Here is a 26,414-nt window from a genome sequence, read left to right on the forward strand (position 1 = left end):
CTTGAAGACAACAAGAAATAGCATGTGAATTAGAGCAGGCAGGTATATCCATTAGATTATGGAATTATTGAATTCTGCCTTAAGACTGTTCTTTCTTTTAAAAGTTCCTCCCGGACACCATCCTTTCAATATGTAAGTCAACCAGACATTGGGTTGGGGTACCTTGGTTCTGCTGCAAATTCGCAGGCTATTCCCGGTCAGCCTCCGGGTGTTGATACCGGAGGGCTCAGGTGGAAGATCACTTACGCAAGTTTTCAGTAAAACCTGGTAACCAGCAGTACCCGTGTTACCAGGGAGATAATCAGGCGGCAGAGAGCCTCTTCAATGCCTCAAACTTTTCCAGCTGTTCAGGCAAAAAGTTCTGCTCTTTATCCCGACGCAAGTAAACTTTGAACAACATTCGGCCCTGTTTGCTCAGGAACTGCACCGAGCGGGTTGCTACACCATGGAAGGGCTTGCTGACCAGGGCGATCACCGCAACATTATCCAGCTTCAGGTGCCCTTTCAGCGGTGTCTGGCGGTCGCTCAGATTGTAATAGCCGAACTTTTCACCCCCTTTCGGGAAATGGCCAACCATTTCAAAAATTGAACCATCCACATCAATCACCAGCGTCAGTTCGCCCCAGGCTTTGATATCCCGCAGGACATCCAGGTAATGGCTGGCATCAATCAATGTCACCATGTCAGCGGGCATGGCCTGAATCACGTCCAGTTCGCTGGCATTGAGCTGGTTCGCTATTTCTGCCGGTAAAATGGCCGGGTTTCCGGCCAGAATATCCTGTACCTGTTGAGCCAGAGTCATGCAGCTTTCTCCGTGTTTTGTCCAGCAAAAGGATGTTGTTCAAGAAAATTAATCAGGGCCTGGAGCATGGTGACGTTCCAGAATTGCCCGGGCAGCGTCAAATCGAGAATGCCATGGTGAATGGTGGCCAGGCCATTGTCCTGCCAGGCTTCAAACAGCGGCATGCAGTGCTCGCTCATGCCTGCACCAGCAACATGGTCAAGCTTGCCGATGGCCAGCCAGCCACGGTCAAAACCGGAGCCGATAGTGCCCAGCAGTGGTTTATTACCCGTGGCTTTGCTCATCATCATCAGGGGCTTCTGGCCAGCATCCAGGGCCTCGTAATAGGCGGGCAGTGTTCTCAGGCTCATGGCATTGTGCCCGGCAAAGTTGCCACCGGCACCGGCACCAAACGGCATGATTTCGGCACCGGATTTTACCCCGTGGTTGTAGATATTCCGCTCCCGGGTATCCCGTCCCCAGTGGCTGACAGTCAGGCGACCGACTTTGTGGGAACTGAGGATATCAACTCCCCGGCGAAACATTTCCGCACGCTCCGGTGAGCTGGCCGGTTCTGGCATGGAGCCTTTGTCAATCGACTGCTTCATCCGGCTGGCGCCGAGCAGAATGAGCTGATAAAGATCGACACCATGGGCTTTGGATTGCAGGAAGGTATGCAGATCCTGCTCCCAGTCATCCAGGGTTTGGCCCGGCAGACCGAACATCAGGTCTACGACGACGGCTGCATTGTTCAGACTGCTGAAATAGTCCAGCCTTTCCAGCAGGAATTCACCGGAGTCGATCCGGCTCATGCGGCGGCGGATGGTGGTATTAAAACTCTGTGCCCCCAGGGAGAAGCGGTTAAACCCGGATTCCAGGCAGGCCGCAATTTTGTCGTTATCAAAGCCATGAAAACGGCCTTCAAAGGTCATCTCAACATCGTTGGCCAGTGGCAGTGACTCACGTACTGCATTGCCAAGGCGAATAATCTGCTCCGGGGTCAGGTCGGTGGGTGTCCCGCCGCCAAAATAGACGCCATGGAACAGGCCTCCCTGAGTCCAGGCATCCTGTGCCGACAGGCGGATTTCCCGCTCCAGATAGTCGACATAGCGGGCAATTTCATCTTTTTTGGTGGTGTTTTGAAAGAAACCACAGTAAGAGCAATGGGTTCTGCAAAAAGGAATATGGATATAGGCCAGTCGCTTACTGTCCGTGAGCAGCTGTGGGTTAGCAGGGCTATCCATCAGTTGCCGGTACACAGCCTGAGTCTGCCCGGCAGGAACCGGAATGGAGCCGCTGTGGGTGTGGGCTGACTTCTTGCCGGTAAAGGCAAACTTCAGTGGATCAGGGGATGATATCCCGGTCAGCTCGGGACCCAGGGTGTGTCTGGCAACCATAATCGGATCATTCTAACTTACAAAATGAGAATTATTATTATTTTGATTTGTAAGGTGGTGTGCAATTGATACAGATCAACAGATTTCAGGTGAAAAACTTCGGTTTACCACTGTGGGATTGTTGTGGTTACGTGACGGCCATACAGGCCATTTCCGTGATGTGAATGGTCACCGGAATTACCGCAATCATTGGATTAATCCATGCCTGTGAACCTTGTTCAGGAAAATGTTGTCTATAAGCGTAAATCGAACAAAGTTAATAAGGTTAAATTGATGAAGCAGTTCAGGCAGTTTTGTATTTCCTTTTTAGTGTCCTTTATTTTGTGTCCCATTGCCCTGGCAGACGAGACTGCGGTAACACCGGATAAATTACATATCAGCTATGTCAGGCAATATATGGCAAACAACCGTTTCTTTGATCGTCTTAATGCCCCCGGATATGGGGGGCAACCCATTGAAGCTCAGGTAAGGGCAGGCTGGGCTGAAACAAAACGGCAATACAACTGGGTACTGAAGGAGTATTCTCTCTATGAGTCGCTACCCTATCTGGCGTTTTATGTGCCTGCTTTTGCTATTGGTGGAACAGCACTTTCGTACAAAGGAGCCATTTACCAATTTGTGAGGACCAGCTCGGATTTTACTAACCTGTTAGCTATCGTGTCTTTTACGATGGTCGGCTCATTAATAGTGGCGACATCTATTCCCTTTACCATGAATGTTTATTACGGAATATTTGCGCCAAAGCTGGCCGAGGAGAATTTGATTCTGGCCTACGGTGCCAAGAAAGCATTACTGGACAAACGTACACAACATTACATCGAGGATGAGCTGTTTTACAGTTTCTGGCGAAGCCCTGGCGGCGAAGCACTCAACCGGTTACAGAAAATTCTGGATAAAGCATTAAGGCTTCCGTTTTACTCCAAAGCACTGGTGTACGATGAAGAGAAAATTGAGGAAGCCCTGCAGGACTACCCAACCCACGTAGGCGAACGGTTAAAACGGTTTGTCCATTCTGAGTTGATTTACCAGCAGACCGATTCCTCAATCCATGACAGCCATTACCCGATTTATTTCCTGGGCGCACCCGGTACCGGCAAGACCTATGCCGCCAAACAGCTGGCGGAAGGGATGGGGACTAACCTTGCCATTGTCAATCTCGATGGTGCCTCCATTGATGATATTGTCGGAACCCCGTTTGAAAGTGCCAATGCCAGGGCCGGCAGAATTCTGGATGCGATTGTTGCCCGTACCGATTCAAGCCAGGATATTAATCACCATAATCAGGTTCTGCTGATTGATGAGTTTGATCGGCTCTTCATCTCCGGAAACGAGAAAAGCAAAGATGTACTGTCGTTTATGTTGAAGCTGCTCGATCCGTCCAATCGTTCTTACTACAGTCCCTATTTGAAAACAGAAGTACGCTTGCCTGAGACTATCATTCTTGCCGGTAACCGTGATATTCATGAATTAAGCACCCACGACCCTGAGCTTGAGGCCATTGCCTCCAGACTGGATAAAGTCGTATTTGACGGTTTCGATACCAGGGCGAAACAGAGAATTGCCTTTGAAACCATGATTCCCAATAAGGAAAGGCGTTATCAGTCGGCGGGTAAGCTTTTTGCCGATTTCACCTTACCACAGAGCGGTCATGACATGATTCATGACTTTATTGAAACGGATCAAGACCCGGGACTGCGCTCCCTGGAAAAATATATATCCCAGGTATTTGAGACGTTTGCCCATGGCCTTGCGACAAAGAGCCGTATTTCTTCCGGGAATAAGGTCGAACAATGGAACGGAGAGCCGGTGCTGGCAGGAGGGTAACGCTTGTTGTTTGAAGCCTGACGCTGCATCGTCAGGCCATCGCTTAAACGACAAATTAATGGTTCACAACCAGCGGGCAGTGATAGGCCGGGTGCTCAGACACACTGACCTCAATATCGAACACTTGTCCAATCGTTTCCGGGGTCAGAACCTGATGGGGTGTGCCTTCTGCAGCTATCCTGCCATTCCTGAGAATCACAATCCGGTCAGAGTATCGCGCTGCCAGATTCAGGTCGTGCATGATAACCATCACGCCGATGCCCTGGTCTGCTTCCTGTCTGGCCATTTTCAGGGTCAGCTGTTGATGGGCCGGGTCCAGTGCCGATGTAGGCTCATCAAGCAACAGGTAGCGCTGACCATAAGGGCTTTCATCCCAGATCTGAGCCAATACCCGCGCCATGTGCACACGCTGGCGTTCACCACCGGAGAGGGTGGTGTAATGACGATCCTGCAAATGTAAGCCATCAACTTTGTTAAGCGCTTCCCGGGTAATCATCAGGTTTTCATCATGGTGACTGGCACAGGGAATGCGGCCCAGCAGGACGACTTCTTCCGCCGTAAAGGGAAAGCTCAACGAGGATGACTGCGGCAACACACCGAGCATCAATGCCTGATGGTTCAATGGCCAGTCACTGCGACCATTAAGCAGCACTTCGCCGCTGGAAGGCTTTCTCTCGCCACTGATCACTTTCATCAAGGTGCTTTTACCGGCACCGTTGGGGCCAAGCACCGATACCACTTCCCGGGGCTTCAGGGTCAGATTAATGTCCTGAAGCAGGTGCCTGTCTCCGATCTGCACCGATACGCCCTGAACTTCCAGCGTGTTTACCGCTGCGCCTTCCTTACCAGAGGCCATATCAGACAATCCTTTTACGTTGCTGCCACAACAGTGACAGGAAGAAAGGGGCACCCATCAGGGCAGTGACAATACCGATGGGAAGTTCTGCCGGGGCGACAATGGTGCGGGACAGCATATCCGCTACCAGTAACAGAATACCGCCCAGCATGGCCGAGGCTGGCAACAGAATACGATGGTCCGGGCCAACCGCCAGGCGAATCAGATGAGGCACCACAAGTCCCACAAAACCGATAAAACCACTGACGGAAACGGAAACCCCGACGGCCAGGGCCGTCAGGAAAATCAGGGTCAGCTTGACCTTCTGGACATCAATGCCCAGGTGGCGGGCTTCCGACTCACCCAGCAGCAACGCGTTAAGCACCAGGCCATAACGGCCAAGAATCAGGACCACCGGGATTAATAGCGTGGCACAGATAATCACCAGGTCCCAGGTAGCGCCCCCCAGGCTGCCCATCTGCCAGAAGGTCAGGTTGCGCAGCATGGTATCGTCCGCGACGTAGTTCAACATCCCCATCCCGGCACCAGCCAGGGCATTGATCGCCACGCCAGCCAGCAGCATAGTGGCCACCGACGTGCCGTTGCTGGTGGTACCAACTTTATACACCAGCCAGGTGGACAGTACCCCGCCAACAAAAGCCAGAATGGAAACGCTGTAGCTTTGCACCAGGGATGGAGCGCCGACAAACAGCAGACCACCCAGGACAATAGCAATACCCGCACCCAGGGCCGCACCGCTGGAGACACCGACAATACTGGGGTCCGCCAGTGGGTTTCGGAACAGGCCCTGCATGGAGGCACCGGCCACCGCCAGCGAGCCACCGACAATCAGCCCCAGCAGTGTTCTGGGTAAACGAATGGACTCAATAATCAGCGCAGACTGGTTGCTGATGGTGCTGTCGGACAAACCCAGCCGGTCAAACAGTATGGTCAGAATATCACCTGCGGGAATGGGCACAGCGCCCACGCCAATGGACACAATCACCACGACTGGCAGCAGGATTGCCAGTGCGGTTAACAGCAGTGCCCCCTGATGGTTACGACTCATTGGAGGATGGATTACCTTGGTCTAAGTAAAAAGATTTCGCCAGGGACAGTGCAACAGCCCCCGTTCTTGGGCCGAGGCCGCCCAGCAGCATATTGCCATCAATGGCAACCACCCGGCCGTTTTGGCCAGCAGGCGTCTGCTTCAGGATAGGCATCTGTTCCAGCAGTTTTGCCGGTGTCATATCCGGGTTACTGGTTGAGCCCGGAAAAATGATGACCTCCGGTGCCAGCAGCAGCATGGCTTCATTGGACAGTGCCTTGTACCCTTTAAACTGCTCTGCCGCCGGGTTGTATCCCCCTGCCAGACCAATGATTGCATTAGCCGCAGTGCCGGTACCGGCGATGGTTGGGGAGCGCCCGCCCATGGTCAGGACAAACAGGACCGGTACGTTCTTTTCATGCTGTTGCTGATAAGCAGCGGCCATGGCTTGCGCCTCATCCAGGGAGTCTTCGATGTCGTCCCACAGCGCTTCGCCCTGTTCCTCTTTACCAAGAATACCGGCCAGTGATTTGATCTGATGTTCAATGCTGTCAGCGGTATGTTCCAGGGGCAGGGCTTCCACCGCAACACCGGCGCTTTTCAGCTGGGTCAGGGTTGCCGTTGGGCCCATGTCTTCAGTACCAATCAGCAGGGTAGGCCCAAGCGCCAGAATCCCCTCAGCAGACAGCTGTTTATGATAGCCGAGCCTGGGCAACTGGTTGACTTCCGGGGGCCAGGTACTGGTCTGGTCAACAGCAATCACCTGATCACCGGCTCCCAGGGCATAGATAATCTCGGTCACCCCGTTGCCAGCAGAGACAATACGTTGATTGTCGTGTGATCCGTGCGCCAGTGCAGCGTTGCCAATCATGGCAGCAGAAACCGCCACCAGGGTGGCCAACAGTGGTTTAAACGTTTTCTTCATGGTTCGCCTTTACCATCTTCCTGTTCCATCAGCACCTGCGCAGCGTCAATCTTGTGCTGGCTGAAAAACATCATCAGCTTGACCAGATTGCCCAGGGGGGCATCTTTATCACCGGCAATTAGTACAATGGTACCGGGAGCTTCTTTAACCTGCTTCAGCAAAGTGGTAGCGAATACTTCCCACTGCTCAAACTTCTGTTCACCAATAGCCCAGGGCTCGCCCTGTTCCAGAATACTGACGGTCAGCGTTTTTGGGGCTGTGGTGACCGACGCCTCCTGCTGGGTTGCCTGAGGCAGTTCCACCGGCAGGCTCAGCGTCTGTACATTGGCGGTGAACAGTAGAAACACCATGACGATAAACACCACATCCAGCAGCGGCGTCAGATCCGCCATGGAGAGTGATGCGCTGGTTTCATCAATATCGTTGATGCGAATCATGCCGCTACCGCTCCGGCACGGATGACTTCTGGCTGGCCAGTATCTGAACTGGCACTACCCTTTACCGTTAAACCCTTAGCGGCGGGTGCTGAAGGTGCAGTGGCTAAACCATCGTCGTCCATCGTCAGACCCTCCAGCAGCAGGTTAGTGTGATTCAGGGCAAACTCCAGTTTCGAGAGATAATGGTTAGCCCAGACACCAAAACCGTGAGCCGCAGCCAGGGCTGGAATCGCGATGATCAAACCGAATGCGGTGGTGAACATCGCCTGCCACAGACCCGCAGCCAGAATATCCGGAGTAACCGGGCCAGCAACGGCGGCAATATCACGGAACATATCGATCATACCCAGTACGGTGCCCAGCAGACCCAGCATAGGGGCCAGCACACCAATCAGCATCAATGGCTTCAGCCAGGCATTCAGGCTACGCTTCTGCTTCAGCAGCCACAGGCCAGCCACTTCTTCACGCATTGACTTTTCCCAGGTGCTGTGGCTTAGAAGTACCGCAACCCCCTGACGAATGCCTTTGCCCTGGCAGAGATGCTGGCAAAGATTGTCCTTGCTTTGTGTGTGCTTATCGCTGCCACAGCATTGACGCACTTCATTAAACAGTGCGGTCATCCCCTTGCGGTTCATGGAGGGCAGCAGGGCATAGGTCACCAGCCGCTCAAGAATCATGGCCAGTCCAAGGCAAGAGGTGATCAGTAATGGCCAGGCCATGATCCCCAGTGATGCAAGGTGTTCTGTCAACATGGCGTTACCTGCTAAGTAGTAAATGGTTTGCTGAATCAACTGATTTCAAATGCGACGGGGATATGCACCCGGGATTTCACAAATTGGCTATTACGTTGCTCTGGTTTGAATGACCAGCGCTTAACGGCATCAATGGCTGCCCTGTCCAGCACGGGGTAGCCGGATGACTCAAGAACATCGATGGTGATCGGTCGACCCCGTTCATCAACAATTACATCGAGCATCACCACGCCCTGCTGATTTCTCCGTTGTGCCAGTTTCGGGTAGCGGGGTTGAACCCAGTCACGGATTTCCGGCTCGGTCACCATCACGGGCTCGTTGCTCAGTCCGGGGGACTGGCTTTTCTCAGTCACGGTTTTTTCCATCACCGGCTCAGTCGCATCAGGCCTGGTCTTCTCAACGGGTTTGGGCTTTTCGGTGATTTTTTCCGGTTTTTTCTTTACCGGCTCTGGCTTGGGTGCTTTCTTTTCAAGAACGGGCCTGGCGTTCTCTATCGGTTTCTGGACTACCTTTGGTTCAGACTCAGGTTCTTCCTGAACAACCGGCTCTTTGACCGGTGGTTCCGGCTGGCTGAGTGTGGCAAAGCTCACGGAAACCGGTGCCTGGATAGAACCCATATAAATGGTTCTGGGCTCAGATTCCTGGTGGTCCAGCGCAACCACCACCGCCACATGGGCCGCAACGGATATCAGCAATGTGAAGAAAGCTTTTTTAGGCATGACCAGGAGCGATAATAGTGTTGAATGACCTAACAGCAGCGTAGGTTACTCGAAGCATAAAAGGTGTTCAATAACATGAATGATAATAATTCGCATTGTTTGTGCTAATAAGTAATATCCGCCAATGGTTTGATCTGGAGCACTGCCCGGGCCGTAAAATTGGCAAAAAACGTTTATTTAAGGTTGCTTACATTCTCGAAAACTTATTTACCTTCGGTGATCACGGTTATGGTGCTAAAAAGAAAAGAAATATCCCTGCCTGTTACGCTTTTCTACGATGGAGAATGCCCGCTGTGCATGCGTGAAGTTGATCATCTGGCCAAAAAGAACCGCAAAGGTTTACTGAAGCTGGTTGATATCAGACAGGATGGTTTTCAGGAAAAATACCCGGAATTTGACCTGGCAGAACTGGATCGGGTTATTCACGCGAAGCTGGCTGATGGCCGTGTAGTCAAGGGGGTGGATGCAACCCTGGCGGCCTGGGAAGCTGTAGGCATGGGGTGTCTGGTTGCCCCTTTACGCTGGCCGGGTGTTGCCTGTATTGCTGATTTTGGCTACGAACTGTTTGCGAAGAACCGTCATGGCTTATCCCGCCGCCTGGGGCCGATACTGGGTAAAAATGAGTGTAATAAACCCTAGCCCGGATATTTCATATTAACAGAGGGGTAAGGATACCCTCTTTGCTTTCAATGAGTTATATGTGTATCAATAAGTTAAAAAATGGACTTTAGTACAACCATTAATGGTTATTAGTGGTTACAGACAGCTTTTTTCGACACCTGAGAGCAGACTATACGACAAATCAATGTCAATTCGAACCACCAGTTCATAAGTGGATTGCATTATACACCGGATTATATAACTGCACATCATGCAACCAGAACACTTATACTGCTGGTAAACGCTCTTATAAAAATCAGTAACATTAGGGTTGATATCTGATTTTTTACTGTCTAAAAACACAGTATAATGTGAAATTTTAAACAATTATTGGTAATCAAACGATTTCATTCGCAAACATCACCTTAGCTCCCGTTTTAATCAACCAGTCCAAACAGCCGGGAAACCTGTCCTTTCGGGTACAACCCTATACTGGCCAAAGAAAAAATCAGCGGTAAACTGCCTTATGGTGACCGACTTTGATCACTTCGATCATTAACTGTGCGTTGTCTATCTGGTACACCAGACGATAGTTGCCTGTTCTGACTTGCCAGGTATGTTCCGTGCCGGACAGCTTGCGGCAGCCATCGGGAAACGGCTCATTCACCAGCGACTCCGCCAGTGCCACCAGCTTGCCCACCGTGGCCCCGCGCAGCTTCTCCAGCTCCTTCAGGGCGGAACGCTTCCAGCGCAACGTATAACGGCTCATAGCTTGCCGCTGGCCTTCAGGTGCTTAAGCACATCATCGTGGGAAATGGATTCTTCATCCCGGCGCTCGGCGACGGCGGCAAGGTCTTCAAGATCGTCCAGTAGTTCCTGGTAGTCGTCCACCGGTAAGACGACAGAAACCCGGTTGCCCTGATCGTCGGTGATGTATTGGGGGCTGCTGTCTGGTTTCATGGCAGTGTTCCCTTCAGTTGATTATGAAAAGCTGAGTTCTTTTTGCTGGCGGTAGGTATCCATATCCACCAGGGTGGTCTCTTCCCCTTTCAGGATTTTATCCAGCAAGGCATCGTATCGGCGGAGGCTTTCCCGCTTCTCCGGCAGATGCTCATGCCGGTCGTAATGTTTTACGTCTACACCGCTCTGTGCGTGGGACTGAAGCAGGTTTCTCTGTTCCCGGTTAACCCCGACATCAATCATCAGGTTTTTAACCGTACGGCGAATGTCCCTGGCCGTGAAAGGCTCTGGTGCTGGTTTGTCCTTGCTGGTGGCCTGTTCAGCCAGTGCCTTGTTATAGCGGATAAAACCGTTCTTCAGCGACTCCAGGGTAAGCGGCATCAGTTCGCCCTTACTGGCTCCGCTACGGCCTTTCACACCCGAGCAAAACGGCCATGGGTACGAACCGGAGATTGCTCTTACGGCTCGCAGGATCGCCATTGCCCTGCCGGTTAGCGGTACCACATGTATCTTTTCCGTTCCCTGCCGTCCCTTTCGGTCTATCAGGGTAACGCAGTTTCGCTGAAAGTCGTAGTCCTCCCAGGTTGCCCGAAGTAACTGTTTGGGTCTTTGCCCTGCGGTGGCCAGCATAAAGCGTATCGCACAGGCCAGGACAAAGCCGACGCGATGGGTATCGCCAATGTTGCGCCAGAGTAGCCGGACCTCTTCATGGCTCAATACCCGGTTACCGGGTTTGGAAGCTTTGGTATTTTTCTTGGTGGCAGTTACCGGATTATGCTGGATATAGAAACGCTTTTCAGTAATCCGTGTCGGATCATAGTCGCCGCTCCTAAAAACTTACTCAAACCTACTCAAAGTTATCTAAACCTGAGTATTTTTCGCAAGACGCCAGCCGAGCAGTGCTACTGACGATTCACGTGTCGGAATCTCACCGACAGACCAAAGTTAAAACGGGAGCGCCGTGTCGAAAACAACACCGCTCTCTCCCTCACGCAGCCCTGCCGTCGCCGACAAGGCCGGTGGATGCTTCGATCGCTTTGGTCGCTCTGCAAGAGCCGTTGCCAGTTTCCCACGCAGAATCGCCCAACGGGTCCATACGTGCTTGCCGTTATCCTCTGGTAACCGCAAGGCGACATGGCCCGCCCTGTCATCCCATAGCCAGGCTGAGGCACCACGGGGCAATCGCTCAGAAAACTGGAAATAACGTCGGTCTATCGCCACGGCTGCGCCATGGTGCACCGACAGGCCATACTGGCCACTGAATTTTGTTCGACCTATTACCGACGTGTAAGCCGGGTTGACCCTGGCCAATTCCACGCCTTCACGGTACGCACGACTGACCAGTGTCTTATGAATCTGGTCGTATGCCAGTCCGGACAGCATCCGGGCATAGCGAGCTGAATGACTCTTTTCCAGCTCGTCTTTCTTTTTCCGGAACGACAGGTGTTCCATCACCAGCGGTACTCCGGCCTGTTTTGCCAGTTCAATCACTTGTTTGCAGGCATCACCAATCACTGCCTGACGTTGTTCTGAGGTTTTGCCAAAGGTGTGACAGGGAATGGTCCACTTGTTCAGCGGGTTACCATGGCGGTCAATCAACGCCAGGGCCAGGTGGTCGGCGTTGATATCCAGCCCCATGGCACCGGCTTCCGGGCAGGTACACGGGCGACCCCGTATCGCTGCAGTTGTCACCAGCAACCGCCAGCCCTTCTTATCGCGGGCAAACCGAAAGGACAGTGCCTGGCCATAGTGTTTATAAAGGTCACCAAACTGATCCCGACCTGCCTTTAAGCCCAACGTCTGCCGTCGCCGGTTGTTTTGAAGTGCTGCATTGATCGTGTCACCGCCATAGGAGGCTGTCCGAGAATAGTCTGCCCTACTGCGGCGACAGCAAATTGGGCTAAAAATCCGCTTTTGTTCGGCAAATAGCCCCGCTATTCACCTCACAAAACCGAATTTTTATCCTCAATTTTCTGTCGTCCTCGCTACGGGCGCTATTCTCGGACAGCCTCCTAGGCAAAGTGAATATTGGTTAGCTCAAGGTATTGGCCGTGTTCACTGGCCCCCCCCAGTCGCGCTCCCGGCGCTTGGTGGGATTTCCCCCATCCCTGGGGGTCAAGGCATCCGGTATCCGCAATCGGGCAGTCAGGGAGCCGTCTTTGGCTTGAGTCAGGGCACACAGCTGGCAGCCATGGGACTCGTCTTTACTACCAATGATAAAAAACTGTGATTGCCGGGCATCCTGCCAGTCCTGTTGCCACTCGCTATGGCCAAAATAGCCGTTTTTCTCCAGGTGGAACTGTTTTTTAAACAGGACTTTGGAGCCAAAGCAGATAGCCGGGTCATTGTTTTCCAACCTCTGCCGTATACGAAGCAGGCATGCCTTTAAGGTTGACAGACGTCGTTTAGACTGGTGCAGACCAAAGCGCAATTGAGCGCGTTTTTGAGGATTTTCTTCTTTGTTCAGTGCCTTTGCCTGTTTCTCTATGTGCCGATGCTTTGACTTGATGCGACGCTGGTAACTGTCTTCACTGTTTGCCAGGTTGGATATGACTGAGCGAATCTTTCCCTCAAGGCTTGCTTTCGCTGCATTAAAGTACCGGGCAGGAATCCGGTAGCGGGCAATGGTCTTGTTTTTCGGGGAAGCCAGTGATTGTCCCTTACACCATTGGACATATAACCCACGTTCGATGGACGACATCAGTCCAGCGATAGCGAACAGGGCGTCATTCTGGGCAGCGGAGATGTTCAGACGGGTCTGGAAGGTCAGTGACAGGCTGTCAGCCAGAAACGAGTCTTTTTCGCTCATGGCTGTTTTTTCGCTCATGGCTGCCCGGTATCCTCTACAACTTTGGTCAATTTCTCCATCAGCTGCTGGTTTTTGCGACTGCGGCTGCCGTAGAGGCGAGCAGAAAACACAGTGATAATCTCCAGAACATCCTTCGCCAGCTCTTCCGGTTGGCCGGCCCCCTCAAAGGAAGGCTGATCACCCTGGTTGATGATAACCACTTCGCAGTTCCGGGCTTCGCACAAAGCGAAAACCAGTTCCGCGCCGAATCGTAACAAGCGGTCTTTGTGGGTGATGATCAGGCGTTCCACTTGGCCGGACACAATCAGGTTGAGCAGTTGTCGCAAGCCTTTTTTGCGGTAGTTCATGCCACTGCCAAGATCACTGATGATCTCGTACTGCCAGCCTTTAGAGGCGCAATATAACGAAAGCACTTCCTGCTGCCGCTCCAGGTCTTTTTTCTGGTCATGACTGGAAACCCGGCTGTACGCTACCGTTTTGCGCTGTACCTGTGAAGTCTGTTGCGCCATTAACTGACTGGCGCTGTAACGTCGTTGACCACCGGCAGTGCGCTCAGGCACGAGTTTTCCACAAGCCTCCCAGCGACGCAGAGTAGAAGGGGATACCCCTAAATGGTCAGCGGCCCGGGAGATGGAGTATCGATCATTCACAACAGAACTTACTCATTTTGAATAGGTTCGAGTAACTATAGATAGGTTTTTGTTAACTGCAACAAGCCCTCCCGGATAAAGGGCGTGTGGGTGCTTTCGTGGAATATCTCCCGGTATGTATTGCCAATCTGTTCATTCAGGTCTGCACGTTGCTTCGCTTTTTCGGCTATCTGGGAAGTGCTGAAATCCATGAAATCCAGTCCACCCAGCCAATCCTCAAACTCGATATGCTGGTTCATGCCCAAGCTTTCCAGATCTCTATCCGCGTGGTGATATAACCAAACTTGGTCAGCAGTTGCTCCCGGTTGGTCTGTCACCATTGCTCAGTGGATTCGATACAGTAATCGCTGGCTTTGACGAGGGACCGGCCATTATAGTCTTCGCCAAGAAAACCGTTTTCGCAGGCTTCCCGGATGTCTTCCATCAGTGCTTGCGGATGAATCGTCACGCATTCATCGAACAGGGCCAACCAGAGGGGCTGAAAATCGCCTTCCAGATGTTCTGATTTAAACGCCCTGAGCTGGGAAGAATAGAAGTCGGTCAGTTCACTGCGGCTTATGTCTCCTTCAAAATAAAAACTCTTCATGGTTTCCAGGGCCAGAACGCGAAGCTCAAGCCCATGGTTTCTGTCCAGAATAATGCCTTTCAGCTGGGCGATATCGTTGACCATAATAGAGGCTGTTATCCTTTCCAGCCCGTTTTCTCCGATCGAAAAAAGCAGTGAGTCATAAGCGGCTCCGGAATCCCAGTCACCATCACCCTGATCAAAGTCATTGATGATAGCCGCTAACAGTTCTCGGTCAGCCTCCTGGCAGATGGTTTTTGACTTGCCACACAACACTCAGTTTTACCACCAGCATGTTCATCAAAAATGACAGGGATCATTAACATGGAAACTATTTTGTGGGAGCATTAAGCAGTCAATCCCCTTTCGATAGCTGCATTGGGTCAAACTCACTCAAGCTGATATTTTTGCCGAAAACCATGCAAACTGCGCAAATCAAAGTCACTAATGAAAACGGCCTGCACACTCGCCCTGGCGCTGTATTTGTCAAAGCGTGCCAAGGGTTTGCCAGTACGGTCACCGTTGATAACAAGGGACACAAGGCCGATGCAAAAAGCCTGATGAAGCTCATGTCTGCCGGTATCACCAAAAACGACATGATCACTTTGACCATTGAAGGGAGCGATGAAGCAGCGGCAATGGAACAACTGAAAGTCATTATCGAAAGCCTGATTGGTGAAGGAAAGACCAGCGATTGTCACTATCTCATGCCATGAAGTGCCTGGTTGATCATCTTAACCTGATCTGCTCTAACTGGTTTTGAAAATCTCTCAGTATATCTTCGATCTGCTTGTAAAGGGCAATATGCGCCTTTTCCAAATCGTCAATTTGCCTGTCAATACCCTTTAACCCTTGTTGATCTTTCCTGGTGACTTTTGCATAGGTCTCTTCATACATTTTTGCGGAGTGATAATATTCATCACTTTTCATATCCAATAATTCCTGAGCCAACTCACCCTCCTCAAGCTCAACAATAACCGCAGGAACCTCAGGCTGCTCTTCCAGGTGACTCAGCTTTTTTTCCATAAGCCTGTCAGCAAAAGAACTGAAGCTTACTCTTAATTTTTTATCCGGAGATCCAGAAGAATCGTCGGGAACATGCGGTGAAACAAGATGCCCTTCCACCATAAGCCCTGAACCATGAGGCATACTCATTTCCTGCGCTTTCCTGAGAAAAGAAAATTCATTGCCTGCCTGGGGCATTACAATCACAAAATGCTCTCGATCACAGGCCCCAATGATATCAACACTATTTCTGGTGAACCTGGGTTCAGGCAGCGTTTTCCTGACTGCGGGAATCAGGTTTTTTACCTCATAGTACAGCCTTTTTGAGTGTTCAGGATCTGTCAGATTAAGGGTAAGAGTGAAGGCGTAGTGCAAATCGTTGCCCTTCATTCCGAAATGCACAGAGTCTCTCTTAATGCTGTTAGCTTCCAATGTACCGAATCGAATGGGTGCACTGTACTCTTCCCCAACGACAACGTTAAAGATCTTGTTTTTTAAAAAGCAATCATCTGATTTATTTTCATCGATTGGCGCAGCAGCCAAACAATTAACATCCAACAGTACACAGCTCATTATGAATATGGGAAACAGAGTCTTCCAGATCATAAACTACAACCTATTGAGCATTGAGGTCTGATCAGTATATGTTATATCCAGCATTTAGCCTGTGGATTATCTGGCTATTTTAATTTTTTAAACAACAGATAAACAAAAGGCTTACTAAAGAAAGGAACCACAAAGGCTCAAGGTTTTTTCTGAGCTTGCCTGAGCAATGCCAGGCAAATCAATAGAGCCACCCTTTTGTCTTCGTGGTCTAGGAGGCAACAGGTCAGTGCTTCCTCGCTCCGTCCACGGTACGGATGTAGTTGGCCCGTTCAAAAGCTTCCGGGTTGGCTACAGAGCGCTGGCTCATCAGCCCGCGCATGTCATTCAACCCGACAAAATCCCGCTGTTTCAGCCACACTTCCAGGCCTTTTAACAGCACAGACACATAGTCCGCCCCATTGCGGATCAGTGCAGAAGCCAGCATCACCGTATCCGCCCCACCGAGCAAATACTTGATAATGTCTTCATGGTCGTAGGCTCCTGATGTGGCCGCCAGAGAGGCATTGACCTTGCCGTGCAGCACACTGATCCAGCGCAGTGGAATACCGATCTCACCGGCTTTGCTGATTGGCCAGTTGGTTTCAACCTGCATATTATTGAGATTAAAGTCCGGCTGCAGCATCCGGTTGAACATCACCAGTGCATCAACGCCAATCTCATCAAACTGCCTGGCCATATTGCCGAAGGCACTGAAGAATGGGTCAATTTTCAGGGCAACCGGAATGGTGATACTGTTTTTTACACTGCTTACGACGTCCAGATAGACGTCCTCAACCTGACGTCCGGTGATTTCCAACGAAGGTGGATTGTAATAAATATGCAGCTCGATGCCATCCGCTCCAGCCTGCTCAATCTGTCGGGCATAATCCATCCAGCCACCCTCCGAACAACCATTCAGGCTGGCAATCACCGGGATACCCACCGCTGCCTTAACTTTATGGATGGTGTCCAGATATGCCTGCGAACCACGTTCCAGGGTCAGGCCTGCAGGCAGAAAAGAGGTGGCCTCCGGAAACAGGTCATCTCTGGACAGGGCAATCCGCTCTTCCTCTTCCTGCTCCCGGCGAATCTGTTCTTCAAACAGGGAAGGCAGAACCACAGCTGCGATACCGGCCTTTTCCAGACGCTGGATACTTTTCAATGTAGACGTCAATGGACTGGCGGCCGCTATTAACGGATTTTTAAGGCTTAACCCCATATAGTTGGTGGTCAAATCCATCATCTTTACTCCTCAATCACCACAGAGACTCAGAATGCCAAGTGCTATTTCTGCACCCTGAGCCTCGTTCCCGGGGGAACGATGGATTAACTCTGTGTCTCTGTGGTCACTTTATTAATGAACAGCCGACGCCTTCTCAGGGACAAAGTCCATGGCATTGTGTGTTGCCATTTCCTCATAGACGCCCCACTTCCGGTTGATCACTTTCTGGGCCTCGTCAAGAATCGCCTCCGCTTCATCCGGGCAGGCAATATTCAGGGCCCGATAGCGAACCTCACCGCGGATATACTCCGTCAGAGGAACACTGGGTCTGAGCGAGTCCAGTTCAAACGGGTTCTCATGCTGCTCTGTACGACCAGGGTTGTACCGGAACAGAGGCCAATGGCCGGAACGCACGGCCAATCGCTGCTGCTCCATACCGTGGGTCATGTTAATGCCATGGGCAATACAGTGCGAATAGGCGATCACCAGTGAAGGCCCGGGCCAGGCTTCAGCCTCACGAATGGCCTGCAGTGTCTGCTGCGGGCTGGCTCCCATGGCAATCCGGGCCACATAAACATTGCCATAATCAATGGCCTGCAGCGCAACATCTTTTTTGGCGGACCGCTTACCTGCCACCGCAAATTTTGCCACCGCACCCATCGGCGTGGATTTTGACGCCTGACCACCGGTATTGGAATAGACTTCGGTGTCCATTACCAGCACATTGACGTTACGGCCACTGGCCAGCACATGATCAAGGCCACCAGAGCCAATGTCGTAAGCCCAGCCGTCACCGCCAACAATCCAGACGACACGTTTCAACAAACGGTCCAGCACAACCTTGAGGCTTTGTGCTGCTGGTGTTTCTACCTGTGCAAGTTTTTCCTGCACCTGCTGCAGTCGCTCTCGCTGATTTTGTACATCAGTATCATTCAACTGAGGTGCATGGATGATCGCATCCACAAGCTCAGCCCCCAGCAGTTCCCGGAAAGATGCCAGCTCCAGCATCGCCTGCTCCGCCTGATGGTCACTGGACAGACGGAAACCAAAGCCAAACTCGGCATTGTCTTCAAAAAGCGAGTTGGCCCAGGCAGGTCCACGCCCTTCAGCATTTTTTGACCATGGTGTGGTTGGCAGGTTACCACCATAAATGGAAGAGCAACCGGTGGCATTGGCCACCAGCAGACGATCACCAAACAGCTGGGTCAGCAGTTTCAGGTAGGGCGTTTCACCGCAACCACCACAGGCACCGGAGAACTCAAATAAAGGTTCAAGGAACTGGACTCCTCGCACAGTGGAGAAATCCACCTGACGGCGATCATTTACAGGCAGCTGCTCAAAAAACGACAGATTCTGTTTTTCCTGCGCCAGTACCGGCTCCTTGTCCATCATATTGATGGCGCGATCACCACTCTTTTTGGGATTACGAACCGGGCACGCTGCCACACAGAGACCACAACCGGTGCAATCCTCCGGGTAGCACTGCAGTGTGTAGCGGGTTTCCGGGAACCCACGAGCGCTGATGGCTGCTGACTTAAACTCCTCCGGTGCATTCACCAGGCTGGCCTGATGGTAGAACTTCGCACGGATAGCCGCATGGGGGCAGACCATACTGCAGTTGCCGCACTGGATACAGGCCTCTTCATCCCAGACCGGAATCTGCAGGGCAATATTGCGTTTTTCCCAGCGGGTTGTGCCGCTTGGCCAGGTACCATCCACGGGTATCTGACTGACCGGGATCAGGTCACCCTGTCCACTAATCATACGGCTGGTGACTTCTTTAACAAAGTCAGGTGCCTGCTGAGAAACTACCGGCTTCTCTACAGACGTTTCACCGGGTAAATCGGCATGCGCGATATCTGAAGGGATGTTTACGGCGTAGAGATGTTCCAGAGTCTGATCCACCGCCCGGAAGTTTCGCTCAACAACATCCGTACCTTTGCGTCGGTAGGTCTTGTCAATCGCCTGCTTGATACGGGCAATGGCCTCATCCCTGGGCAGAACACCGGACAGGGCAAAGAAGCAGGTCTGCATAATGGTATTGGTTCGGTTACCCATACCGGCAGATTTGGCCACGGCAGCGCCGTCGATCACATGGAACTTCAGCTTCTTCTGAATCAACTGTTCCTGCACACGCCGTGGCAGATGGTCCCAGACATCATCCGGCCGATAGGGACTGTTCAGCAGGAAAACACCGCCCTCTTCGATATTGGCAAGCACATCGGTTTTCTCCAGAAAGTTGAACTGATGACAGGCAACAAAACTGGCAGACTGAATCAGATAAGGGGCTTCAATGGGCTGTCGGCCAAATCGCAGGTGAGAAATGGTTTGTGAACCCGATTTTTTAGAATCGTAAACGAAGTAAGCCTGGGCATTCAGCTGCGGATCACTGCCGATAATCTTCACGGAGTTCTTATTGGCACCGACGGTACCATCGGCCCCAAGACCGAAGAACATCGCCCGGACACTGTCACGATCTTCGATAATAAACGACGCGTCGTAGTCCAGGCTGGTGCCCATCACATCGTCGTAAATACCAACGGTAAAGTGATTCTTCGGCTTTTCCTTCACCAGCTCGTCATACACCGCCTTCACCATGGCAGGGGTGAACTCCTTGCTGGAAAGACCATAACGACCACCGATGACTCGCGGCATTTTCTTCAGCCGGTCACTTATATAGCCTTCGGACAGTACCGTAATCACGTCCTGATAGAGCGGTTCACCGCTGGCCCCGGGCTCTTTGGTGCGGTCCAGTACGGCAATGTCGGTGACCGATTCCGGCAGAAGATGGAGGAATCGCTCCGCTGAGAATGGTCGATAGAGCCGAACCTGAATCATCGCCACCTGGTCGTCTTCCGGCAGTTCCCGATTCATAGCGGCCAGGGTCATCTTGACCGTTTCGGCACCAGAGCCCATAACAATGATCAGACGTTTGGCATGCTCTGGTCCAAACCAGCTGAAAGGCTGGTAATGGCGGCCGGTCAGGTCGGCAAAACGCGCCATGCAGGCGGCAACAATATCCGGTGTTTTTTCATAGAAAGGATTGGCACTTTCCCGGGCCTGGAAGTAAACATCCGGGTTCTGTGCCGTGCCGCGAATGACCGGATGTTCCGGATTCAGAGCCCGACGACGGTGATCGTGTACCAATTGATCGTCAATCATCGCCCGGATCACCGCATCAGGCAGCAGGGCGATCTTGTTAATCTCGTGGGAGGTACGGAAACCATCAAAGAAGTGCATAAAAGGCACCCGGGATTCCAGTGTCGTCGCCTGGGCAATCAGAGCCAGGTCATGGGCCTCCTGAACCGAACTGGCGGCCAGCATGGCAAAGCCGGTACTTCTTGCCGCCATCACATCCTGATGGTCGCCAAAGATAGACAACCCCTGGGTCGCCAGTGAGCGTGCTGCAATGTAGAACACCGTCGGCGTCAGTTCCCCAGCGATCTTATACATATTGGGCAGCATCAGCATCAGCCCCTGGGAGGCGGTGAAGGTGGTGGTCAGCGCCCCGGTCTGCAGTGATCCATGAACCGCACCGGCAGCACCGGCCTCACTCTGCATCTGGGCTACATGGGGTCTGCCGCCCCAGATATTTTTGATGCCTTCGGCCGACCACTGTTCTGCCAGCTCCGCCATATTGGACGACGGAGTAATAGGATAGATGGCACAGACTTCGTTGGTCCGATACGCAACGTAAGCAGCTGCCTCATTACCATCAATGGTGACTTGAACCGGCTGTTCTTTCGGCTGAGACATTACCGTACCTCCATTTGAGCCGCCATGACGGGCAGTGAGACGTTTTGTTGCACAGCCTGCATCTCGATAGCATGGCATGGACACTGACGGTAGCAGGCCAGGCAGCCGGTACAGAGTTCATGGTTAACCTGGTAGCCCTCACCTTTACCCAGCTTGGTAATGGCACCTTCCGGGCAGGCTCCGAAGCAGCCATCACACTCAAAACAGTTACCGCAGGAGAAACAGCGACTGGCCTCGAAACGAACCTGGGCCTCACTGAGACCATGAACCACTTCACTGAAGTCATTACGCTGGGCCACACTGAGCGCATGCTCATGCTGACGATCGGCCCGGGTACGGTACCAGAGATGCAATCCGTCAAAGTCCACCAGGTGTTTTACGGTGATCTCATCCACTTTTTTACCGGTCAGCCAGCTATCCATAAAGCGGGCCGCTTTCTTGCCGTGCCCCACCGCAATGGTGGCAGTACGATCAGACGGCACCATATCGCCACCGGCAAAAATACCTGCACAGCCGGTCATCATTTGGTCATCAACGGTCAGTGAGCCCCAGCGATCAAATTCCAGACCGGGTACTCTGTCCAGCATGTCTCTTTCCACATCCTGACCCAGGGCCAGAATCAGGGAATCCACCGCCAGCGTTTCAAAGCGGCCGGTTGGATGTGGACGACCATCATCACCGATCTCCATAATCTCAACGTTAAATTCACTGCCTTCAATATTCTGGATGGTTCGCAACCAGTGGATATTGACGCCTTCTGCCTCGGCTTCATCCGCTTCAAAACGGTGGGCGGGCATGTGATCACGGTCCCGGCGATAGATGATCATGGCCTCATCCACACCCATTCTTTTTACCGTGCGTGCGGCATCCATCGCCGTATTACCACCGCCGTATACTGCTACCCGACGACCCAGCACCGGCTGTTCGCCCACGCCGGTTTCCCGCAGGAAGCTGACCGCATCCAGCACTTTGCCAGCATCACGGGCAGGAATATCAACCTGCTTGCCAATGTGTGCACCAATGGCCAGGTAAACCGCATCAAACTCACCTTCCTGTTTTTCTGCCAACAGGTCTTCTACCCGATGATTCAGGGTGATCGAGATCCCCATGGATTCAATACGGGCAATCTCGGCGGCAAGCACGTCCCGTGGCAAACGGTACGCGGGAATACCAAACTGCATCATGCCACCGGCAATCGGTGCAGCTTCACGTATTTCAACGGTATGCCCCAGCAGGCGCAAATGATAAGCGGCACTCAGACCGGAAGGACCGGCACCAACGACCAGAACCTTTTTCCCGGTCTCGCTTTTGGGCGTCGGCATAGGCCAGTTCTGCTCAATGGCCATATCCCCCAGGAAGCGCTCGATGGCATGAATACTTACACCGTCGTCCACTTGCACACGACTGCAGCCATCTTCACAGGGGTGATAACAGATTCGACCATGGGTTGCCGGCAGCGGGTTGTTGTTCATGAATGTGCGCCAGGCTTGTTCAAAGCGCCCTTCCTGAGCCAGTGCCAAAGCACCCTGGATATCATTCCCCGCCGGGCAGGTGTGATTACACGGGGGCAAAGAATTCTGATAAACCGGCTTGCGGGTCACCACCGGACCAGTACCCTGTACCGACGATTTTTCCGGGGGCTTGGTCATATCCAGGGTATTCATAACGACTCCTCTATTGAACACTCATAAGTAGTTAACCAAATGGAAAATATGATTTCATTTGGTTAACTACTTACCATTGCCGCCTGCTAACAATGAGCGCGGGCAAGTCATTGTGGCCTGTGAGACAAGGCGAAGTGACGAGTCAAAACCTGAGCTATGGTGAGAAGCTTCAACACAGGCGATGGGCCAGATTGTGCTGCCCATGGTTAGAGGGTGGCAATGGTGCCGTCACCATACCAGAGCATTTCTGAACAGCAATGATCAAGGTCATGGGAAGTGCTGATTACATCAATTTCAAGAGGCTCCTTCATGCGTCCAGTTTCGATAAGTTGGTCAAAATTCTCCTGCTTCAAATAGCCCTGCTACTCTTCTGAGAGTCAGAAATTTCAACCTCAGTTTCTCGTAATCCTTACTATGGTGGCCATTTTCGGACAGGCTCCCGGGACCGCACTCTATTGTGTTAGCAGCTATCAAAGTTACCGGCTGATGTTGAACTGCTGGACTCCCCGGAACAGGATGTTCCGGAGAATTTTCCAGTGTGATCGGGCAAGGATGTTATTCGGATTACTACTGAAGCTACACCATCCCATAATCATTACGTATCCGCTCAGAAGCGTAACGAATAACCGTCTTATTAATATCTTTCGCCTTGTTAAAAAAATCTGTGTCATCTCTCAGGGCTTCAGAGAGGGCTTTAGACATCAGTTCAGGTTCACCATTTTTTACCAATCCATGCATTATTGACTTGTCATCACCGTAGGGCTCCCACTCAAAATACCCAAGAGGAGGAGTGATTGGATAAGCTAGTAGTTGTAACATAGCGTTTTTGACGAGTTTTTTTCGGCTCATTTGCTGAACCGCTATGATAAAGTCATCTTTGCAGGCGTTAGCTGCCGCTCTTAGCACTTCCGGATCATCCCAGAACTTCTCATCGGCGTGCAGTAATGCCTCCGGGGCGTGGGCAGCTGCATTCAAGACAATCTCTCTGTCCTGCTTTAATTCACAGGACAGATATTCAAGCAACCGTCCATTTAATTTGACCAGTGGTAGCATCAGCTGTTTATTACTCAGCCAGTCTGTCTTTGCTTTGATCTGGGAAATTATCACTTGCGGACGTACAATAAGAAAAGTCTGTATGCATTCCTGGTTATAGGTGAAATCGTCATCTGAAAGTTCAGGCGATTCATGTTTCTTCTCAGACATCCGGCTGGCAAACCTGATGATGTTACTTTTTTTTCCTGCACCAAAAAGAGAGCATAGTAGATCTGATATTTCCTTGAATAAACGGTCGGACCCGATATCAAAAAGTCTGGACCTTAAAATCCACTGATCATCCTCTCTATCCAGATTGCCTATATGCGACTTTAGCTCGGTAAAGTTGTTAATTAATGGCATGCCAGACACTGGTCGGGAAAAGCACATATCTTCATTTGTACTTTTATTTAACAGTTTTATTGCTGTGAGTAATTGATCCTGCAGCTGGTTTATTGATGGCACCCTGCTAATTTCACAGACGATCTCTCCAATTGATTCGTTAATTGCGATATCGCAGCTTTGCCCGGGGTGGGATTTTGCCACTGCATTCATCAATAACGCCAGCTCAAAGAAACGCTTGAGTTTCCCCTCCAGCCAAGCGCCGGATTCCAAGTCACTTGCCGACCTGAAGTCATCAACCATCCTGATCTTTAGGGTTCTGCCTTTGCCACCGGGTCCATTTTCAATAACCTCAATGACTCCTTTATGATATTTGATTTTCGTATTGATAATGCACACACCGTCCATATTCAATACAGTATTGTGCACACCGTATTCCTCAAGAGCAGTAGCACATTTATCTCCAAGCATGTCTGCGCTGTGCGGTGACGGGAAATTAACCATGGTCACCTTTTTGGATTTTTTAATTGTTTCTCCCTGCCCGGAAGCTACGGCAATATCACCGAGCATATCCACAAACCATTGGTGAATCAGAAAGACGATATCGTGAATGGAATCCACTTCATCCGCTTGCCGTGGCAAACTCAGCTGCAGCAACGAATCCCGTAATGCCACGCAGTCCATTCGCCACTGACGGAAACAGACCGGGTCAGGCAGCAGTTCCTGCGCGGTAGTCAGCCCCGCAGTTACTGCTACCAGCTGTGTTGCCACACGTTTCTGTATTTGGTTAACCCGACCTTTCAATACCTCCAGGCTGGCCAGGGCAGTAGTAATTTTTTCAGTGGTTTCTTCCCCTTTTGCGCCGGTGAGTAAGTACTGTTCATAACCGAGCAACAACGCGTCAGTATCTGCCAGTAGATGGGCAATCTCTTCTTCCAGCTTCAGCAATACCTCTGCCCGCTGGGGCGACATGCTTAACAGCAGATTATTATCCGATGACAGACACTGGTTCAATAGACGATCACGGCTGAAATAGTGGAGTAACAGGCCATTTAACCGGTTCAACTCCCGGAATTGCTCATCAACCCTCATTGGACTGTGCTCTGCTGGCTGCCATTGGTCGGTATAGGCGATAGCGGTACTGAAATCACCGCTGACTGTCGGCAACATACTCTCTGCAAACTGATCAACCTGGCTGCCGGCCAGTAAAAAAGCACCGGACTGTTGGTCAAACTGGCCACAAACCAGGGTCACTTGCTGTCCCTCAAGACCTTCACCCGCTGCCTCGTCAGTACCGGTAACAACACAGGGTTTACCGGCCTGGAGCAGGGTAATGGCCACATGGTCGCCACTGCCTCCCTGCTGGAAAACAAAGCCGCCTGCCTTAGCCAGAACCTCCGGTGCCAGCATCCACAGTTCACAGTGTGGTGCCATAATAATGGCCCCCTGGGGGATGTGACGGCTGGACTCACCGGGCTGTAACCGGATCAACGGCCCCTGGCACAACCCTTCACTCACCAGCCTGCCAGAACAGATAAACTCCGCAGGCCTGGCGGCGGAAAATTGCCTGCCCCCGCAAAGGCGTGTCATTGGGCGAACCTGAAGGATGACCACTTCGCCCTGGTGGTTAATGGCAAACTCAACATCCACCGGGCAACCGAGCAGGTTTTCCAGCTGTTCGATATAGCGATAAAGCTGCCTAACTGACGACTCTGGCAGTGTTTGCGACTGCCCGTCAGCAATGGGTGCCAGTCTTTCTGCAGCAGTGTTGTTGCCCTGCGGGTCAAGTACAAACGTACTGGTAACATTGCCTGCCGTGTAAACTGGGGTGATGTTATGGCCACGGGATATGGTGTATCGGTGCGGGGTAATACCAAATTGACCGGCAACCGCCCCTTTGGGTTGTCCGGGCACAAACTCAATTTGTACTCTGTTATCTTTAAAGCCGGTATAGCTCATTGCCACACCGCCAAACCGACAGTCCACACAGTGTTGCATGACCAGGGCCATCGGGGCGGGCATGGTCGAGGCGCAAACTTCCGGGCGATAACCGGAAGCCAGCACCTTCAGGCAGGTGCGAACAATATCATCCTCTCCGTGCACCAGTGATTCGTACTTGCCGGCCTGGGCGTCACCGTAGCCATCTTCTCTGGCACCGGAGCTGCGTACGATGATTTTCCGGTCCGGCTGCTCCTGGCACAGCTCTTCAAACAGTTGCTGCATGGCCCTGGCCGTCGGGTGATCCTTAACCAGCTGATAAAAGGTTTCCCCGGCAATAAACGCCGATAATGCCGCCAGTTGTTGCTTGCGGAGTTGTTGATCAGTGGTGGCATTAACCCGCGTTTTCAGCTCATGCAAGCTGGTGGTACTGCCGGAACAGAGTGACTGAATATCCGGTATTACCCGGGCCACACTGGCAACACTGAGAGGCAGATTTTCCAAAGCCTGTGTCTGTGCAATCCCCAGACGTAACTATTCAGCACCCAGTAAAGGCATATTACTGTAA

At 51.8% G+C, this 26,414-nt stretch carries 24 protein-coding genes; 3 read left to right on the forward strand and 21 right to left on the reverse strand.

What is annotated here, in order from left to right; genetic code table 11:
* Positions 1-301 precede the first annotated feature (301 nt).
* The gene (hutX, locus tag CX664_RS18680) at positions 302-802 is read right to left on the reverse strand and encodes a heme utilization cystosolic carrier protein HutX (protein ID WP_101748192.1); all 501 of its coding nucleotides are present in this window, start codon (positions 800-802) and stop codon (positions 302-304) included.
* Complete coding sequence (gene hutW / locus CX664_RS18685; protein ID WP_101748193.1) at positions 799-2,178, reverse strand: heme anaerobic degradation radical SAM methyltransferase ChuW/HutW; 1,380 nt, start codon at positions 2,176-2,178, stop codon at positions 799-801. The genes hutX and hutW overlap by 4 nt, the downstream gene beginning before the upstream one ends.
* A gap of 201 nt (positions 2,179-2,379) precedes the next feature.
* Here hutW and CX664_RS18690 point away from each other — a divergent pair, with 201 nt between their 5' ends.
* Entirely contained in the window at positions 2,380-4,002 is a 1,623-nt protein-coding gene (locus tag CX664_RS18690; RefSeq protein ID WP_101748194.1) for an AAA family ATPase, read from the forward strand.
* Between the two features lie 55 nt (positions 4,003-4,057).
* On the opposite strand, the gene CX664_RS18695 is transcribed toward CX664_RS18690, so the two are convergent.
* From CX664_RS18695 to CX664_RS18720, 6 genes are read right to left on the reverse strand one after another with little or no spacing between them, the layout of a single operon-like run.
* The gene (locus CX664_RS18695; protein WP_101748195.1) at positions 4,058-4,858 is read right to left on the reverse strand and encodes a heme ABC transporter ATP-binding protein; all 801 of its coding nucleotides are present in this window, start codon (positions 4,856-4,858) and stop codon (positions 4,058-4,060) included.
* A gap of 1 nt (position 4,859) precedes the next feature.
* Positions 4,860-5,906: a FecCD family ABC transporter permease gene (locus tag CX664_RS18700; RefSeq protein ID WP_101748196.1), complete on the reverse strand. Its 1,047-nt coding sequence runs from the start codon at positions 5,904-5,906 to the stop codon at positions 4,860-4,862.
* The gene (locus CX664_RS18705) at positions 5,896-6,810 is read right to left on the reverse strand and encodes a heme/hemin ABC transporter substrate-binding protein (RefSeq protein WP_101748197.1); all 915 of its coding nucleotides are present in this window, start codon (positions 6,808-6,810) and stop codon (positions 5,896-5,898) included. The genes CX664_RS18700 and CX664_RS18705 overlap by 11 nt, the downstream gene beginning before the upstream one ends.
* A complete protein-coding gene (locus CX664_RS18710; protein ID WP_101748198.1) occupies positions 6,807-7,247 on the reverse strand; it encodes an ExbD/TolR family protein in 441 nt (146 codons plus the stop codon). Before CX664_RS18710 ends, CX664_RS18705 begins: the two co-directional genes overlap by 4 nt.
* A complete protein-coding gene (locus tag CX664_RS18715; RefSeq protein WP_146000142.1) occupies positions 7,244-7,999 on the reverse strand; it encodes a MotA/TolQ/ExbB proton channel family protein in 756 nt (251 codons plus the stop codon). Before CX664_RS18715 ends, CX664_RS18710 begins: the two co-directional genes overlap by 4 nt.
* 35 nt (positions 8,000-8,034) lie before the next feature.
* Positions 8,035-8,718, reverse strand: a complete 684-nt coding sequence (locus CX664_RS18720) for an energy transducer TonB (protein ID WP_101748200.1) — start codon at positions 8,716-8,718, stop codon at positions 8,035-8,037.
* 228 nt (positions 8,719-8,946) lie between these two features.
* On the opposite strand from CX664_RS18720, the gene CX664_RS18725 reads away from it, so the two are divergent.
* Positions 8,947-9,357, forward strand: coding sequence for a thiol-disulfide oxidoreductase DCC family protein (locus tag CX664_RS18725; protein WP_146000143.1), 411 nt, complete (start codon positions 8,947-8,949; stop codon positions 9,355-9,357).
* Positions 9,358-9,826: 469 nt separating this feature from the next.
* Here CX664_RS18725 and CX664_RS18730 read toward each other — a convergent pair whose 3' ends face one another.
* From CX664_RS18730 to CX664_RS18765, 8 genes are all read right to left on the reverse strand, one after another.
* Positions 9,827-10,087: a type II toxin-antitoxin system RelE family toxin gene (locus CX664_RS18730; protein ID WP_101748202.1), complete on the reverse strand. Its 261-nt coding sequence runs from the start codon at positions 10,085-10,087 to the stop codon at positions 9,827-9,829.
* Entirely contained in the window at positions 10,084-10,278 is a 195-nt protein-coding gene (locus CX664_RS18735; RefSeq protein WP_101748203.1) for a DUF4349 domain-containing protein, read from the reverse strand. Before CX664_RS18735 ends, CX664_RS18730 begins: the two co-directional genes overlap by 4 nt.
* A gap of 21 nt (positions 10,279-10,299) precedes the next feature.
* The gene (locus CX664_RS18740; RefSeq protein WP_101748204.1) at positions 10,300-10,995 is read right to left on the reverse strand and encodes a site-specific integrase; all 696 of its coding nucleotides are present in this window, start codon (positions 10,993-10,995) and stop codon (positions 10,300-10,302) included.
* A 228-nt stretch (positions 10,996-11,223) separates the two neighbouring features.
* Entirely contained in the window at positions 11,224-12,075 is an 852-nt protein-coding gene (locus tag CX664_RS18745; RefSeq protein ID WP_101748205.1) for an IS200/IS605 family accessory protein TnpB-related protein, read from the reverse strand.
* Between the two features lie 235 nt (positions 12,076-12,310).
* Positions 12,311-13,105, reverse strand: coding sequence for a hypothetical protein (locus CX664_RS18750; protein ID WP_101748206.1), 795 nt, complete (start codon positions 13,103-13,105; stop codon positions 12,311-12,313).
* Positions 13,102-13,737 (reverse strand): IS607 family transposase, encoded by a 636-nt coding sequence (locus tag CX664_RS18755; protein WP_101748207.1) that lies wholly within the window; start codon positions 13,735-13,737, stop codon positions 13,102-13,104. The genes CX664_RS18750 and CX664_RS18755 overlap by 4 nt, the downstream gene beginning before the upstream one ends.
* 35 nt (positions 13,738-13,772) lie before the next feature.
* Positions 13,773-13,976: an RNA-binding protein gene (locus CX664_RS18760; RefSeq protein ID WP_146000145.1), complete on the reverse strand. Its 204-nt coding sequence runs from the start codon at positions 13,974-13,976 to the stop codon at positions 13,773-13,775.
* Positions 13,977-14,050: 74 nt separating this feature from the next.
* Positions 14,051-14,578: a DUF1186 domain-containing protein gene (locus CX664_RS18765; protein WP_101748209.1), complete on the reverse strand. Its 528-nt coding sequence runs from the start codon at positions 14,576-14,578 to the stop codon at positions 14,051-14,053.
* Positions 14,579-14,721: 143 nt separating this feature from the next.
* On the opposite strand from CX664_RS18765, the gene CX664_RS18770 reads away from it, so the two are divergent.
* Complete coding sequence (locus tag CX664_RS18770; RefSeq protein WP_101748216.1) at positions 14,722-15,018, forward strand: HPr family phosphocarrier protein; 297 nt, start codon at positions 14,722-14,724, stop codon at positions 15,016-15,018.
* Positions 15,019-15,031: 13 nt separating this feature from the next.
* Here the strand turns inward: CX664_RS18770 and CX664_RS18775 are convergent, their stop codons facing one another.
* From CX664_RS18775 to CX664_RS18795, 5 genes are all read right to left on the reverse strand, one after another.
* Entirely contained in the window at positions 15,032-15,865 is an 834-nt protein-coding gene (locus tag CX664_RS18775) for a hypothetical protein (RefSeq protein WP_146000146.1), read from the reverse strand.
* Between the two features lie 271 nt (positions 15,866-16,136).
* The gene (locus tag CX664_RS18780) at positions 16,137-17,135 is read right to left on the reverse strand and encodes a dihydroorotate dehydrogenase-like protein (RefSeq protein WP_101748211.1); all 999 of its coding nucleotides are present in this window, start codon (positions 17,133-17,135) and stop codon (positions 16,137-16,139) included.
* 111 nt (positions 17,136-17,246) lie between these two features.
* Positions 17,247-20,870 (reverse strand): pyruvate:ferredoxin (flavodoxin) oxidoreductase, encoded by a 3,624-nt coding sequence (nifJ, locus tag CX664_RS18785; protein ID WP_101748212.1) that lies wholly within the window; start codon positions 20,868-20,870, stop codon positions 17,247-17,249.
* Positions 20,870-22,534 carry an NAD(P)-binding protein gene (locus tag CX664_RS18790; protein WP_101748213.1) on the reverse strand — a complete coding sequence of 555 codons (1,665 nt, stop codon included), beginning with the start codon at positions 22,532-22,534 and terminating at the stop codon, positions 20,870-20,872. Before CX664_RS18790 ends, nifJ begins: the two co-directional genes overlap by 1 nt.
* 576 nt (positions 22,535-23,110) lie before the next feature.
* The gene (locus tag CX664_RS18795; RefSeq protein ID WP_101748214.1) at positions 23,111-26,350 is read right to left on the reverse strand and encodes a PEP/pyruvate-binding domain-containing protein; all 3,240 of its coding nucleotides are present in this window, start codon (positions 26,348-26,350) and stop codon (positions 23,111-23,113) included.
* Positions 26,351-26,414: the final 64 nt, after the last annotated feature.

This window comes from Endozoicomonas acroporae (assembly GCF_002864045.1).
GTDB lineage: Bacteria > Pseudomonadota > Gammaproteobacteria > Pseudomonadales > Endozoicomonadaceae > Endozoicomonas > Endozoicomonas acroporae.